Below are 15,588 nucleotides of genomic sequence, written 5' to 3'. Positions count from 1 at the left end.
TAGGAAATCCGGAGATTACTAAACCATAATATCTTATTTAAAAATAAATTTAACATTTATAATCATAATATTTATTTAGGAATTTATTAAATAAATCAATTAAGGGGGATTAAGTTTATGATAGAAATTACCAATGTAAATAAAAGTTATAATGGAACATTTAAGGCAGTAGACGATTTAAATTTAACTATAAAAGATGGGGAGATATTTGGATTTTTAGGTCCTAATGGAGCAGGAAAGACTACTACTATAAAAATGTTGACTGGTATTATAAGTCAAGATAAAGGACAAATAAAATTAAATGGTATAGACATAAAAGAAGATCCTATAGGAGCAAAAAAACAGTTTGGTTTCGTTCCAGATAGTCCTGATATGTTTCTAAGACTAAAAGGAATAGAGTATCTTAATTTTATGGCTGATTTATATGAGGTGCCAAAACAATTAAGGAAAGAAAGAATTGAAAACTTAGCAAATAGATTTGACATGAGTAATGCTTTAGACGATAAAATTCAAACTTATTCCCATGGTATGAGGCAAAAAATAGTGATAATGGCAGTACTTATACATGAACCATCTATATGGATTTTAGATGAACCACTTACAGGATTAGATCCAAAGTCATCATTTATACTAAAGGAAATGATGAGAGAACATGCGGATACAGGGAAAACAGTATTTTTTTCAACTCACGTACTTGAAGTTGCAGAAAAATTATGTGATAGGGTAGCTATAATAAACAAAGGAAAGATACTATTTTGTGGTGCTATTGACGAGATAAAGCAGCAAATGAAAGAGAATTCTTCATTAGAAAATATATTCTTGGAGATGACAGAAAATGAGTAAGATATTTGTATTAGTTAAAATATTATTAAAAAATGGAACTGGAAGTGAAGGCAAAAGGAAGCGTAAATATTCTGGTATGATCCTAAATATATTTTTAACCATTATACTTATTATGTCTCTAGGAGTACCATTAGGTGCATTTACCTCAGCTTTGTATGATACTTTTGCTAGTTTTGGACAAGAGGGTATTGTTTTAAACTTAGGATTTTCTATGGCAAGCTTAATTATTTTTATATTTGGTATTCTCTATGTTTTAACTACTTTCTATTTTGCTAAAGATATAGAGTCTTTTCTACCTCTTCCTTTGAAGGCGGAAGAAATACTATCTGCTAAGTTTATAACTGTATTAGTTTATGAGTATCTGACAGAACTTATTGTTTTAGCTCCTGTAATTATTATTTATGGAATTAAAGCAGGTTTAGGTTTAGGGTATTGGATAGTTTCAGTGGTGATATTTTTACTTCTTCCAGTGTTACCTTTAGTTATGGCTTCTATCCTAAATATGATCATAATGAGGTTTACTAATTTAGGTAAACATAAAGACGCATTAAGAACTATAGGTGGAGTGCTTGCTATATTTTTTGGAGTAGGAGTAAATCTGTTAGTTCAAAGAAGTACAGCTTCAGGTATGAGTGAAGAGAAAATTGTTGAAATGTTATCTCAAGGTAATAATTCCATGCTAAACATATTTAACAGTCTATTCCCTACTTCAAAATTAGCTTCTTTGTCTTTGATTTCTAATTCAATTAATAAAAACATGATAAACTTAGCTTTATTTATGATTATAACCATAGCTTCCGTTATGATATTTATGGTTCTGGCTAAGATGCTTTATTTTAAAGGAGTTATGGGTGTATCCGAATCCTTTGCTAGAAGAAAACAATTAAAATCAAATGAATTAGACAAAAGAGTTACTGAAAATTCAAAGATAAAGACTTATGTACTCAAAGAACTAAAAATTTTATTTAGAACACCAGCATTTTTAGTGAATTGCGTAATAGGAAACTTTATATGGCCTATATTTTTAATTGTATATGTGTTTTTAGATACAGGTAAACTTAGTGTGATAACTAATATGACTCAGAATATAAACGATCCTAAAATTTTAGGCCTTATCATTGGTATAGCCTTTAGCATAACCTTATTTATAAGTGGAACTAGTGTAATAGCTTGTACATCTATATCGAGAGAGGGAGAAGCTATGTTTATAAATAAATATATACCTATGACCTATAAAGAGCAGATTTATTCTAAAATTATATCTTCTATTATAGTAAATATGATAAGTGTAGTATTAATTACCATTATATTAGCTATATTAAAGTTTCCTTTAATGCTAATTGCGATGATATTTATTATCTCTACTTTATCTAATATAATTGCAGCTGTTTTAGGAGTAGTTATAGATATAAATAGGCCTAAGCTTAACTGGGATAATGAACAAAAAGCAGTTAAACAGAATTTAAATTCACTTATAAGTACTTTAATAACCCTTGTGATTGCAGCTTTAAATATATTTGCTTTTATAAAACTGCAGCCAAGTCTTTTAAGTGGTTTTGTATCTCTAACCTTATTGTCATTGATAATAGTACTTTTACTTCTTTACTATATAAATAATAAGGGACATAGAACATATGGAAAAATAGAATAGATTATAGCTGGATATTAGAATTACTATAGAAAAAAGGCTTATTAAGAGTATCTTTACTTTTAATAAGCCTTTTCTAGCATTTGACTAGAGCTTTATGTTTTTACCTAGATTTTTCCTGTATAAAATAAATATAAGTGTACCATCAAATATCCATTGGATTGTAGTTATAACCCATACCCATACTACGCTTAATTGTAGTTTGTATATAACTAAATACATAAGAGGTAATCTTATGATCCAACTGGATATCAAAGAAACGGTAAATGGGGTTTTGGTATTTCCTGAACCTTTAAAGGCTCCTCCGGCTATCATAGAAACTCCCATGAAAGGTTGTTCTATAGAAGCTACCATAAGGCATAGCGATCCAAGACTTATAACTTGTACCTCTGAGGAATTTATAAATAATCCAATAAGTCCATGAGGTATTATTAAAAATAATATAGAAAATATAAACATAAATCCAGTTCCTAAAATCATGGATAAAGTAGCGTATTGTTTGCCCTTTTCTAAGTTGTTTTCTCCAATTTTATGACCAACTAGGGTGGTAGCAGCCACGGCAAATCCCCAACCTGGCATATAAGAAATACCTTCTATGGTAGTAGTAATCTGATTTGCAGCAAAGGCCATGGTACCCATACTTACTATCATTATGTTACCTATAAGTCTGCTTATGCTAAAGGCACCTTCTTGCATAGAAGATGGTATGGATAATCTTAATAAGTCCTTAGCGTTATGTGATTTAAAGTTTTTAATATACTTAAGTCTAGGTTTTATGGGTGATTTATATATCATGTAAAATACTATAAATAAAAATCCAAAAACTTGAGCAATTGAGGTAGCTATAGCAGCACCTTTAACCCCTAGTTCTGGAAGACCCAATCTACCAAATATAAGACCATAATCCAAATAGCCATTAATCACAATTACACAAATAGAAGCTAATAGAGGAATTCTAGTATTTCCATAACCTCTTAAAGAGGCATTTAATAGATTCATTAGCATATTAAAAAATATACCTATGGAAGCTATCTTCATATAAGGTGAAGCTAAATCTATTACGTTCTGCTCCGCTCCAATCATAGTAAATATCTTATCACTTCCAAGGTAAAATATTAAAAACCCTAAAAAGGCAATTATGGATCCTATAAGAAATCCTATGGTAGCATACTCTTCCGCAGCAGTTTTTAAATTTGCTCCAACTCTTCTAGCTACTAAAGAGGTTATTCCTATACATATACCTATGGCAATAAAAATGTTAGAAAAAGTATACATTAGTTCGGAACTTAATCCCACACTGCTAACAGCTACGTTTCCCCCGTATTTTCCTACCATCATAGTATCAAATACCCATACTAGCATATACAATATATTTTCACCTACGGCGGGAAGAGCCAAGGAAAGAACCTCTTTAAAATCAGAACTATTATATTTTAGCAATAAAGACCCTCCTTAATTAAGAAATGTATAATCAACAATCCTATTATATATTGAAGGAGAGGAATAATCTACATATCAAATAAAAAAGGTGGCAAAGCCACCTTTTAATTTGATTATGTTTGTAGTTTTTAAATGTTAAATTTAAAGGGTTTTTTCTTTTTTGTCTTTATGGTAGATATGGTCTACCAATACAGCTATTGCATTATCTCCAGAAACATTACATGCTGTACCAAAGCTATCTTGAGTTATATAAAGTGCTATCATTAGAGCTAATTGAGCTTCAGTGAAGTTAAGGTTAGTTTTTAGTATTCCAAGGGCAGCCATTACGGCTCCACCAGGTACGCCTGGGGCAGCAACCATGGTTATGCCTAACATAGCTATGAAGCCCATCATTTGAGGTAGAGTAAAACTAATATTATTTATCATCATAACAGCTATAGCGCAAGAGGTAAGAGTTATAGTGCTCCCAGACAAATGTATAGTTGCACATAGAGGAACTACAAATTCTCTTATTCCTTTAGACACTCCATTTTTTTCAGCACATCTTAAGTTAACAGGAATTGTAGCAGCAGAAGATTGAGTTCCTATAGCAGTTAAGTAACCTGAGACTTGATTTTTTAGCATTTGAAATATATTCTTCTTTGATATGGTTCCGGCTATAGTGAATTGCAGCACTATTATTAATAGATGCATTACAAGCACTATAAGAAATACTTTCCAAAACACTTGAAGTATTTTTCCTACTTCCCCTGCATGGGTCATGTTAGCAAAGATACCCATTATGTGAAATGGAAGTAAGGGTATTATAACATTTGAGATAGTTTTTTCAACTATCCTTTGAAATTCTACAGAGATTTTGTGTAGGCTTTCGCTCTTGGTTGCCGCAATGCCAAGCCCTAGTAAAAAAGCAAATACAAGAGCACTCATTACAGTCATAATAGGGTCCATCTCAATGGTAAAAAAGCCTTTTAAAAGTTTCTCTTCTGGGTTTACGGCATCGCCTACTACACTGGTTGCTTTAATAAATTTAGGGAAGATATTCGTAGCAACTATATAAGCAAAAAGGCCTGCGATTAGAGTGGATACGTAAGCAAAAGCAGTAGTAACCCCAAGAAGTTTACCAGCATTACCACCTAAGTCAGCGATGCCAGATACTATAAATCCAAGAATTATAAGTGGAATAATGAAGCCTAAAAAGTTACCAAAGATTGAGTTAAAGGTAGCTAAGACCTTAACTATAAATTCAGGGGTAAAAGCACCAATTAGGATACCTAGTATAATGGCAGCAATAAGTTTAGGTATAAGTCCAATTTTTTTCAATATAATCACTCCTTTTTATGGATTAGGCTTATATATGAAATTTTATAAAAATAAAGCCTCAAAATAAAATGAAACACCTATAATAAATCATATAACTATATATTTATAATATTCAGATATATTTTAATATAGCTGATATACAGTTTAAAGTCAATATTGAAAAAACTGGCAGATAATAAAATTGGCATAGAAAAAGCAAATAGGAGCATATTAATAGTTATTAAATATTAACCCTCCCATAAAAGTATATGCTTTATATTATTAAAATATTACATATACATTACAAAATTTATTTTATAAAAGAAATTATTTATAATTAGTGTAAACGTTTTTAAATGGGAGTAAATATGCGAAAATTCAAGATTGAGCTAGAAGATTTATGTATTTTAAATAATTTAGATTGTGGATATCTGATAAGATGTTTGATATAATTATCTATAGACATATATAAAAAAATGTATTCCAGAGAAAAACATTTTGGTAAAAATAAACTTAATATATAAGGAGGCAATAACAATGGGAAGTAAAGCCTTACAAAATTTTTTAAATGAGAATCTTAATGAGCTAAAAAGTAAAGGGCTATACAATGAAATCAATGTATTAGAAAGTGCAAATGGACCTATAATTAAAATTAAAGGTAAGGATCTTATAAACCTATCATCTAACAACTATTTAGGGTTAGCTAATAATCCAAGAATGGTAGAAGCATCTATAAAGGCTACAAATCAGTATGGGGTAGGTGCTGGTGCTGTAAGAACTATAAACGGTACTCTAAAAATCCATGAAGAACTAGAAAAAAAGCTAGCTGAATTCAAACATACAGAAGCTGCTATAGCTTTCCAATCAGGTTTTAATTGTAATGCAGGAGCTATTCAAGCAGTTATGAATAAAAAAGATGCTATATTATCAGATGAGTTAAATCATGCATCTATAATAGATGGATGCAGATTATCTGGTGCTAAAACTATAAGATATAAGCACAATGATATGGAGGACTTAAGAGCTAAGGCTAAAGAAGCAAGAGAAAGCGGTTTATATGGTAAGTTAATGGTTATTACAGATGGAGTCTTCTCTATGGATGGAGATGTAGTTAACCTACCAGAACTTATTAAAGTGGCAGAGGAGTTTGATTTAATAACTTATGTTGATGATGCCCATGGTTCAGGAGTTATGGGAGAGGGAGCAGGTACAGTAAAGCATTTTGGTCTATCAGATAAAGTTGATTTCCAAATTGGAACCTTATCAAAGGCTATAGGAGTAGTTGGAGGATATGTAGCAGGTTCTAAGGATTTAATAGATTGGTTAAAGGTTAGAGCAAGACCATTCCTATTCTCTACATCTTTGACACCAGCAGCTGCAGGTGCTGTAATAGAAGCATTAAATATAATGACAGAAAGCTCAGAACTTGTGGATAAAGTATGGGAAAATGGAAGGTACTTAAAGAAGGGATTAAAAGATCTAGGATTTAATATTGGACACAGTGAAACACCAATAACTCCATGTATCATAGGAGAAGAAAAGTTAACTCAGCAATTTAGTAGTAGATTACTAGAAGAGGGTGTTTATGCTAAATCTATAGTATTCCCTACAGTACCTATGGGAACAGGAAGAGTTAGAAATATGCCTACAGCAGCTCACACAAAGGAAATGTTAGATGAAGCCTTAGCTATATACGAAAAGGTAGGTAAAGAATTAGGTGTAATTAAATAATTTAGTGTTAACTATTTAAATTTGGGAGGATTGTCATGAAAAAGATATTAGTTACAGGTTCACTAGGTCAGATCGGTTCTGAACTAGTAATGCATATGAGAGACATTTATGGTAGTGATAATGTAGTTGCTACAGATATTAGAAGAATAGATGGTAATCCAGCAGTAGAATCAGGTCCTTTTGAAATATTAGATGTTTTAGATGCTAAAAAAATGGCTGAAGTTGCAAAGAAACATGAGGTAGACACAGTAATACACCTTGCAGCTTTATTATCAGCAGTAGCTGAAGCTAAGCCAGTATTAGCTTGGGAGATAAATATGGGAGGACTATTTAATGCTTTAGAAGTTGCTAGAGAGTTAAAATGTTCCTTCTTTACTCCAAGTTCCATAGGAGCTTTTGGACCAAGTACTCCAAAGGATAATACACCACAAGATACTATCCAAAGACCTGAAACTATGTATGGAGTAACTAAAGTTTCAGGAGAAATATTATGTGATTATTACTTTAAGAAATTTGGTGTAGATACAAGAGGGGTGCGTTTCCCAGGATTAATATCTTATGCGACTCCTCCAGGAGGTGGAACTACTGATTATGCTGTAGATATATACTATAAAGCGCTTCAAGAAGGAAAATATACTTCTTATATTGGAGAGGGCACATATATGGATATGATGTATATGCCAGATGCGCTAAATGCAATTGTATCACTTATGGAAGCAGATCCATCAAAGCTTATTCATAGAAATGCATTTAATATTACAGCTATGAGTTTTGAACCTTCAATGATAGCAAATGAAATAAAGAAACATATACCAAACTTCAGCATGAGCTATGATGTTGACCCTGTGAGACAAGCTATAGCAGATTCATGGCCAAATTCTATAGATTGTAGCGCAGCTAAAGAGGAATGGGGATTTAACGCTAAATATAATTTAGAGAATATGACAGAGGATATGCTTAAAAAACTAGCTGAAAAGTTAAATATAAAATAATTATAATTTATTAACATATATAATAAAAAATCCACAGAGGTTTCGAGTTAAAGAGGCTACGCTGTGGATTTTTTACAAAATTATATTATATTAATTTGTGATATAATTTTATATGTATTAATTAATATTAGAAGATAAACTAAAATAATCTATGCAAGAGTTTAAATTTGTACTATGGTTAGATATTTATTTGAATCTAAAACTATAGGATAAATAAAAGCTATTAAAATAGCATAAAATGAGGAATTATTATGGCAGATAAATATTTCATAGTTAATAGTAAAATACTACCGGATGTATTCGAAAAAGTAATTAAGGTCAAGGAACTTATATATACAGGCCAAGTGAAAGATATTTCTGAAGGAGTGAAGGAAGTAGGTATAAGTAGAAGTGCTTATTATAAATACAAGGATTATGTGTTTCCAATGTCTGAAAATATAAAGGGGCAAAAGGCTACTTTAGCTCTTCTTTTAGCCCATGAAGCCGGAACCTTATCTAGAATATTAGATAAAATAGCAGAAGATAAAGGTAATATAATGACTATAAATCAAGATATACCTATAAATAATGCTGCTAATGTAACTATTACTTTTGATATTTCTCAAATGGAAGTGGATATTAAAAAAATATTATATAAAATACAAGGTATGGATAATGTAATAAAAGTTAAGCTTATAGCATTAGAATAAAGAAAAAGTTACCATTTAATAAAATTAAACGTTGTTAAAAAAGAGAACTCTTTAACCAAAATTAAGAGTTCTCTTTATATTATATATTTACTTTTTTGATGTTGTTTCATTTATACTATAAATATACTTTAGCAAATTCTTAATATCTTCTCTTAGACAGATAGCATTTTCAGCAGATAGGTTGGTGCTACATAGTATAGAATTAGGTATTTGTAAGGCTTTTTGTTTCAAATCGCGTCCAGCCTCTGTTAATTTAATTAATACCTTTCGTTCATCATCCTTCTGTCTTTCCCTAGTTAAGATTCCGTTGTCCTCCATTTTTTTTAGTAATGGAGTTAAGGTGCCAGAGTCGAGATAGAGTCTCTCGCCTAGTTCTTTGACTGTAACGTTATCTTTTTCCCATAAAGCCAATAAAGCTATATACTGAGTATATGTTAATTCAAGTTTCTCTAAAAAAGGTCTATATAACCTTATAATCTCTTTAGAGCAGGCATATATGGAAAAACAAAGTTGATTGTCTAACTTTAATATATCATCATTCATGGTAACACCTCTTCTAAAACAATATAAAATTCATAAAATTATATCGAATACAATTAATCAATTATATTATAGAACTGCTAATATTTATTGTCAAGTAAAAATTATAATTCCTTATAAGAACCATGTGATTTTAAGGCTCAAAAACAGTCAGGTTATGAGGAATATATATCCAATTCATTATTAGAAGAGTTTATCCCATGACTACCCGTTCTAATACTCTTATCTTCTTTAAATTGGGAAACGTCTCTGGATAAGGATTTCTAAGCTTTAAGGGTACTAAAAATTACCTATAAAGGCAAGAACTGCGTTTATAGGAATAGATCTTATAAATTTTTATATTTATAGAATAGATAGAATATTAGGTATATAATTAAATATAGAAGGATTATATAATGGGAGGGTTTTATTAAATGAAAAAAGAGTTTTTTATTAAAAATAGAAAGAACTTAGCGGAAAGTTTAAAGGATAATTCAATACTTGTAATGTTTGCAGGAAGTGCTCCAAAGAAGTCAGCAGATGAAGCGTATCCATTTACGCCTAATAGAAATTTTTATTATTTAACTGGAATTAACGAAGAAAAAGTAATGTTAATAATGGTAAAAGAAAATAATACTTTAGAGGAATACTTATTTATAAGAAAAGCTGATCCAGTTATGGAAAAATGGGTTGGGAAAACCATAAGTAAAGAAGAAGCAGAAGAAAATTCAGGAATTACCAACATAAAGTATATGGAAGATTTTGAAGAAATGATCCATAGGTTAATATGTTTAAAGAACTTTACTAGGCTATATTTAGACCTTGAAAAGGATAGTTTTAATTCTATGGTAAATAATGTGGAAAGCTTTGCACATAAAATAAAGGAAAGGTATCCTCAGGTTAAAATTAAAAATATATATAATAATATAGAGAATTTAAGAGCTATAAAGTCAGAAGAAGAAATTGAAGAGATGAGAAAGGCAATAGCTATAACAAAAGAAGGTATAGAGGCTCTTATGAAAAACTCAAAGGAAGGTCTTAAAGAATATCAACTTGAAGCTTATTTTGATTTTGTACTAAAGACCAATGGAGCTTTTGATTATGCTTTTAAAACTATTGCTGCTTCAGGAAAAAATGGTACAATACTACACTATTCAGCTAATGATAGTGAAATAAAAAATGGAGATCTTATATTATTTGACTTAGGTGCACAATTAAATTACTATAATGCAGATATAAGCCGAACATTTCCTGTAAGCGGAAAGTTTACTGAAAGACAAAAACAAATATACAATATAGTTCTTAAAACAGAACTTGAGGTCATAGAAGCTATAAAGCCAGGATTACCATTTGAAGAATTAAATAAAATAGCTAAAAAGGTTCTTGCAGAAGGCTTAAAAGAAATAAAATTCATAAAGCATGAGGAGGAGCTATCAAAGTACTATTACCATGGGGTAAGTCATCATCTAGGTCTAGACACTCATGATGTAGGTCCTAGAGAAGGGGGACTAAAACCAGGTATGGTAATTACTGTAGAACCAGGATTATACATTGAAGAAGAGGGCATAGGAATTAGAATAGAAGATGACATATTAGTTACAGAAAATGGAGCAGAAGTTTTATCAAAAGATATAATAAAAACAGTAGAAGAAATAGAAGAATTCATGGAAAAAAATAATAGATAAAATATAAGGAAGTTTCTAGGGGATTAAACCTTTGAGAAACTTCCTTATTTGTATCTTAAACAAAAATTTTATTGGATATCTTATTTTTCGTAAATTTCTAAAGGTAATCCATCTGGATCCATAAAGAAAAAGAAGCTCTTTCCTGTGTATTCATCTATCCTAATACTTTCTAATAGCAAGCCTTTTTCATTTAATTCATTCCAAGTATTTTCTATGTTATCTACTTCAAAAGCCAGATGCCTAAGTCCAGTAGCTTCAGGGTAACTCAATCTTTTAGGAGGATTTGGAAAGGAAAAAAGTTCAATTTGATATTCTCCACCTACGGATAAATCTAATTTATAAGAATTTCGCTCTTTTCTATAAACTTCATTTATTACATTGAAACCTAGTTTATTTACATAAAAGTCCTTTGATTTTTCGTAATTAGAGGTAATTATTGCTATATGATGTATTTTCTTTATTTCCATAAGCAAACTCCTTCATTAAATGATTTTGTTTAGATTATTTTTGTTTTAACAGGTATAAAGTATTCTACTCTAAGGTTCACAGAGTATTTTTATTTAATCAAACTTAATATAAATCTAAGAATCACTTGATATATTAACATCTCTTATTTCAATTTCAGTACCTTCTGGAGCTTTAATTTTAAATAAATACCCATCTTCAACCTTATATATTTCCTCGTTGTTTTTAATCTTGAAATTAGAGTAACCTAATTTTTTTATTCTATAAAATTCTTCTTGAACATTATCTACTAAAAAACACATATGGGCGATACCTTCATTTAATGATGTCCAACTGTTTAATTTAGCTCCTTTTTTTGCAGTTTGAAGTTCAATCATGAATGTGTCTAGCTTTAACCAGGTATTAAAATCTCGTTTATGAAAGTTTGCTGTTTCTTTAATAACTTTAAACCCCAAAATTTTAGTATAAAATTCTAGTGAGTCTTGGTATTTTTCTGTTTGGATACAAACATGATGTATTGATTTTATTCCCATAATATATCCCTCCTTTAGAAGTCAAAATAAAATAAGTTATTAAGCAAATTATATCATAAACACTTAAATCCCTTTAATTTTAATAGTAGGTTTTCTAGGTTAACTTTAGATAGACTTACAATTATATAAAAAACATCCATTGCTTATTATATTTTATTGACTTTAAAATAGCTTTACATTAAAATCATTTTATTATAAAATGATTTTAATGTAAAATGAATAGGAGAGTTTATATGAAAGACATGACTAAAGGTAGCGAGGCAAAACTTATATTTAACTTTGCTTTGCCAATGTTTATTGGTAACATATTTCAGCAACTATACAATACTGTGGATAGCGTAATTGTAGGAAGGGCACTTGGAAAAGAGGCTTTAGGAGCTGTAGGTGCTAGCAATCCTATAATGTTTTTACTTATATCTTTAATAATAGGGGTAGCTATGGGATCATCTATACTGATTTCACAGTATTTTGGAGCTAGAGACATGGATAAGGTAAAGAAAACTATTGATACAGCGTATATATTTTTATTTATAGCTTCAATAGCTGTCACCATAGTGGGAGTTATATTCAGTGGACCTATATTAAGATTTATGAAAACACCAGACAGCATAATTCATCAGGCAAAATCCTATCTTAATGTTATATTTATAGGTATAATAGCTATGTTTGGATATAATTCCATAAGTGCTATATTAAGAGGGCTTGGAGATTCTAAAACTCCCTTAATATTTTTAATTATATCTACAGTAATAAATATAGTATTAGACATTGTATTTGTATTAGTTTTTAATTGGGGAGTAGCGGGAGCTGCATGGGCTACAGTTATAGCTCAAACTTGCTCATTTATTTTTGGCATACATCATCTAAATAAAACTCATGATGTGTTTAAATTTAATGTAAGGGATATGAAATTTGATAATAAAATATTTAAAGAAAGTATTAGGATAGGTCTACCATCCGGGGTTCAGCAAATGTTATTTTCCTTTGGTATGATAGCTATGCAAACTATGGTTAATAAGTTCGGAGCAGATACAGTGGCGGCATTTACTGCAGCTTCAAGGGTAGATACTTTTGCCTCTATGCCTATAATGAACTTTGGAGCAGCTATTTCTACCTTTGTAGCACAAAACATTGGAGCTGGAAAAATGGAAAGAGTTAAAAAAGGATATGGATCTACACTTGTGATGTCTACAGTGATTTGCTTGATAATTACTATAGCTATGCAACTTTGGGGAACAAATTTAGTTAGATTATTTAATAAAGATCCAAGAGTTACAGTTATAGGTACTGAATATTTAAAAATAATATCAATATTTTATGTGGTGATTTCAGCTATGTTTATAACTAATGGTGTGTTGAGAGGGGCAGGGGATACTATATTCCCAATGATAAACTCTATATTATCTCTATGGCTTATAAGAATACCGATAGCATATACTTTGTCTCCGAGGCTAGGAAGCAAAGGTATTTGGTGGTCAATGCCAATAGCATGGAGTTTTGGGTTAGTTTTAACATATAGCTATTACAGGTTAGGTAGATGGAAGAAAAAAATAAAATATATTCAAAATAAAGAGGATGATAACTCTTCAGAAATAGAATTTGTATCAAATTAGTAAATGTAAGGTGGTAATGTTGGTTTGAATAACAGAGAAGTAGCTAAAGTTATAATAGATTTTTATCTAGATGTAAGAAAGTATATTAGGAGTAAAAAATCAGAACAAGATAATGGTATAACAGAACAAAGATTTAGAACTTTAGCAAGGTTACAGGAAAATGGCAAATCTACTCTTAAAAAGTTAAGTAATGATATGCATGTGTCAAATTCTAGCATTTGTATAATGCTAAATAAAATGGTTGAGGATGATCTAGTAACTAGGGAGTCAGATGAAAAAGATAGAAGAAATACTTTGTATAGTCTAACTGATGAAGGTGAAAAATTTTTAAAGGAACAACGTGAAAAAAGATTTGAACAAGTACAGGAAGCCTTGGATAAGTTAACAGAAAAACAAAAACAAACACTGGTAGATAGTTTAACAAACTTGAAAGATATTATAACAATTATAAATAGCCAAGATTAAGTTAAATTCCTGTAACATTTTATTAAACATATATATTTTTATCTCTATATACGTTATAATATTGTTAATAATTTACCAATATTATTGCTATAGGGGAGTAGCTATGATTTTAAATGAGGATATTATTGTATCATTGTCAGGAGATTTAATCTTTAAATGGGGCGTAGAATACTATAATAAAGGTTTGGTGGAGGATTTTAATGTTTGCATGGAGTCTAACCATAACTCTCAAGTTAATACCTACTATATAGATGCCTGGGTTCATGAAAAAGAAGATTTGGCCTTTAATGTTCAAATTTCTTTTAATGATCTAGAGGGGTTTACAGTGTTTTATTGTGATTGTGGAGAGCTTGGGGCAGATAAAAGTGGTTGTTTGCCTTGTAAGCATGTAGTGGCGGTATTATATAAATATTTAAAGGAAAAGCAATATAACTCTTTAAAGGCAAGAAGCTTAATGAAATGTGAAAAGCTTATAGGAGATATGGAACATAGTTTATTTTATATAGAAAATAAAAAAATTCCTTTAAATATTAATATGAACTATATATTTAACCTAGATGGAGATATGCCTTACTCCATAGAGATTAAAGTTGGAAAGGATAAATGCTATGTAGTAAAAGATGTATCTCAATTTTTAGATACTGTTTATCAAGGAGGAGCCATAGAATTTGGTAAGGGGTTTTTCTTTGATAGTCTATATTATGAATTTTGCGGTGAAAATAAGAAGATACTAGATATATTATTAGAAATATACGAAATTGATAGAATGAAAGGTGAATCTCTAGCTTATTTTCCTTCAAAAAATAGGTTAATCTATGGTAAAAGAGTATTCATTGTAGAGAGTCATTTAAGAAGATTTTTGCAATTAATGAATAATAGAGTATTTAGCTGCTTTGTCAATGGTGAAGTTTATAAGGATGTAAAATACTTGGAAGAGGACATGCCATTAGAATTTTTAATGACAACATCGGAGTCTTTTATAATATTAAAGCATAATCATGAAATACCTATAGCTTTAACGGAAAAAAGGGATTTATTTTTCTTTAAAGGGAACATATATAGACCTTCTAAAAAACAACTAGAGGTTTATGGATGTATATATAATAATTTTATGGAGAATAGAGTTACTTCTTTGACTTTTAATGCTAAGGATATTGATAAACTAAGCTATTGCATATTACCTTCTTTGAGATATATAAGTGAAAGAGTAATCATAAGCAAAGATTTGAAAGTAATTTTAAAAGAAGAAAAATTAGATGTTGAGTTTTATTTGGATTTTAATAATAAGTCTATAGAATGTACTTTAATATTTAATTATGGTGGTTATAGGATTAACCCCCTAGAAGGTTTGAATAAAAAGCGTTATAATGAGAAAAATAGAATAATAAGAGATATGACGAAGGAACTTGAAATATCAGGACTTCTAAAAAAACTAGGCTTTTTAGAGGAAAAAAATTTTTATGTATTAAAGGATTCTGATCTTATAATATCTTTTAATGAAGAGGGCAAAAATATATTAGATAACAAAGGCAAGGTAGAAGCAACAGCTAAATACAAACATTACTTAAGCAGTAGAAATAAAAGGTTAGGATAATACCTATTGACATTAAAAACTTAATTTATTAATATGTAAGTAATGTATAATTATTATAGCTATGAAGAGATG

General features: G+C 29.9%; 14 protein-coding genes and 1 other annotated feature (1 of these 15 cut by a window edge). Of the genes, 9 read left to right on the top strand and 5 right to left on the bottom strand.

Annotated features, from left to right (window positions below):
• Positions 1–117 precede the first annotated feature (117 nt).
• The gene (locus tag KQI89_RS10270; protein ID WP_032123551.1) at positions 118–843 is read left to right on the top strand and encodes an ABC transporter ATP-binding protein; all 726 of its coding nucleotides are present in this window, start codon (positions 118–120) and stop codon (positions 841–843) included.
• Positions 836–2,494, top strand: a complete 1,659-nt coding sequence (locus KQI89_RS10265; RefSeq protein WP_216457003.1) for a putative ABC transporter permease subunit — start codon at positions 836–838, stop codon at positions 2,492–2,494. The genes KQI89_RS10270 and KQI89_RS10265 overlap by 8 nt, the downstream gene beginning before the upstream one ends.
• A gap of 84 nt (positions 2,495–2,578) precedes the next feature.
• Here KQI89_RS10265 and KQI89_RS10260 read toward each other — a convergent pair whose 3' ends face one another.
• Both KQI89_RS10260 and KQI89_RS10255 read right to left on the bottom strand, forming a co-directional pair.
• Complete coding sequence (locus KQI89_RS10260; protein ID WP_246583072.1) at positions 2,579–3,931, bottom strand: MATE family efflux transporter; 1,353 nt, start codon at positions 3,929–3,931, stop codon at positions 2,579–2,581.
• Positions 3,932–4,072: 141 nt separating this feature from the next.
• Entirely contained in the window at positions 4,073–5,251 is a 1,179-nt protein-coding gene (locus KQI89_RS10255; protein ID WP_216457002.1) for a dicarboxylate/amino acid:cation symporter, read from the bottom strand.
• A 516-nt stretch (positions 5,252–5,767) separates the two neighbouring features.
• On the opposite strand from KQI89_RS10255, the gene KQI89_RS10250 reads away from it, so the two are divergent.
• The 3 genes from KQI89_RS10250 to KQI89_RS10240 all read left to right on the top strand — a co-directional run bounded on the left by KQI89_RS10250 (position 5,768) and on the right by KQI89_RS10240 (position 8,642).
• Positions 5,768–6,961, top strand: coding sequence for a glycine C-acetyltransferase (locus tag KQI89_RS10250; protein WP_216457001.1), 1,194 nt, complete (start codon positions 5,768–5,770; stop codon positions 6,959–6,961).
• Between the two features lie 35 nt (positions 6,962–6,996).
• On the top strand, positions 6,997–7,953 hold the full coding sequence (locus KQI89_RS10245; protein WP_032123555.1) for an L-threonine 3-dehydrogenase: 957 nt from the start codon (positions 6,997–6,999) through the stop codon (positions 7,951–7,953).
• Between the two features lie 251 nt (positions 7,954–8,204).
• Positions 8,205–8,642 carry an ACT domain-containing protein gene (locus KQI89_RS10240; RefSeq protein WP_032123556.1) on the top strand — a complete coding sequence of 146 codons (438 nt, stop codon included), beginning with the start codon at positions 8,205–8,207 and terminating at the stop codon, positions 8,640–8,642.
• An 87-nt stretch (positions 8,643–8,729) separates the two neighbouring features.
• On the opposite strand, the gene KQI89_RS10235 is transcribed toward KQI89_RS10240, so the two are convergent.
• Positions 8,730–9,185 carry a MarR family winged helix-turn-helix transcriptional regulator gene (locus tag KQI89_RS10235; RefSeq protein WP_216457000.1) on the bottom strand — a complete coding sequence of 152 codons (456 nt, stop codon included), beginning with the start codon at positions 9,183–9,185 and terminating at the stop codon, positions 8,730–8,732.
• Positions 9,186–9,595: 410 nt separating this feature from the next.
• Here KQI89_RS10235 and KQI89_RS10230 point away from each other — a divergent pair, with 410 nt between their 5' ends.
• Positions 9,596–10,846 (top strand): aminopeptidase P family protein, encoded by a 1,251-nt coding sequence (locus KQI89_RS10230; RefSeq protein WP_032123558.1) that lies wholly within the window; start codon positions 9,596–9,598, stop codon positions 10,844–10,846.
• Between the two features lie 80 nt (positions 10,847–10,926).
• Here KQI89_RS10230 and gloA2 read toward each other — a convergent pair whose 3' ends face one another.
• Entirely contained in the window at positions 10,927–11,313 is a 387-nt protein-coding gene (gene gloA2, locus KQI89_RS10225) for an SMU1112c/YaeR family gloxylase I-like metalloprotein (protein WP_032123559.1), read from the bottom strand.
• Positions 11,314–11,427: 114 nt separating this feature from the next.
• Positions 11,428–11,844, bottom strand: coding sequence for a VOC family protein (locus tag KQI89_RS10220; RefSeq protein ID WP_032123560.1), 417 nt, complete (start codon positions 11,842–11,844; stop codon positions 11,428–11,430).
• Between the two features lie 233 nt (positions 11,845–12,077).
• On the opposite strand from KQI89_RS10220, the gene KQI89_RS10215 reads away from it, so the two are divergent.
• The 3 genes from KQI89_RS10215 to KQI89_RS10205 all read left to right on the top strand — a co-directional run bounded on the left by KQI89_RS10215 (position 12,078) and on the right by KQI89_RS10205 (position 15,516).
• The gene (locus KQI89_RS10215) at positions 12,078–13,457 is read left to right on the top strand and encodes an MATE family efflux transporter (protein WP_216456999.1); all 1,380 of its coding nucleotides are present in this window, start codon (positions 12,078–12,080) and stop codon (positions 13,455–13,457) included.
• 24 nt (positions 13,458–13,481) lie between these two features.
• Positions 13,482–13,922: a MarR family winged helix-turn-helix transcriptional regulator gene (locus KQI89_RS10210; RefSeq protein WP_216456998.1), complete on the top strand. Its 441-nt coding sequence runs from the start codon at positions 13,482–13,484 to the stop codon at positions 13,920–13,922.
• A 103-nt stretch (positions 13,923–14,025) separates the two neighbouring features.
• Complete coding sequence (locus KQI89_RS10205; RefSeq protein ID WP_216456997.1) at positions 14,026–15,516, top strand: SNF2 helicase associated domain-containing protein; 1,491 nt, start codon at positions 14,026–14,028, stop codon at positions 15,514–15,516.
• A 52-nt stretch (positions 15,517–15,568) separates the two neighbouring features.
• Positions 15,569–15,588: a binding site (T-box leader), on the top strand; it runs 232 nt beyond the window's last position.

This window comes from Clostridium simiarum, assembly GCF_018919175.1.
Lineage (GTDB): Bacteria > Bacillota > Clostridia > Clostridiales > Clostridiaceae > Clostridium_L > Clostridium_L simiarum.
This window is presented reverse-complemented; position numbering and strand designations above follow the sequence as displayed.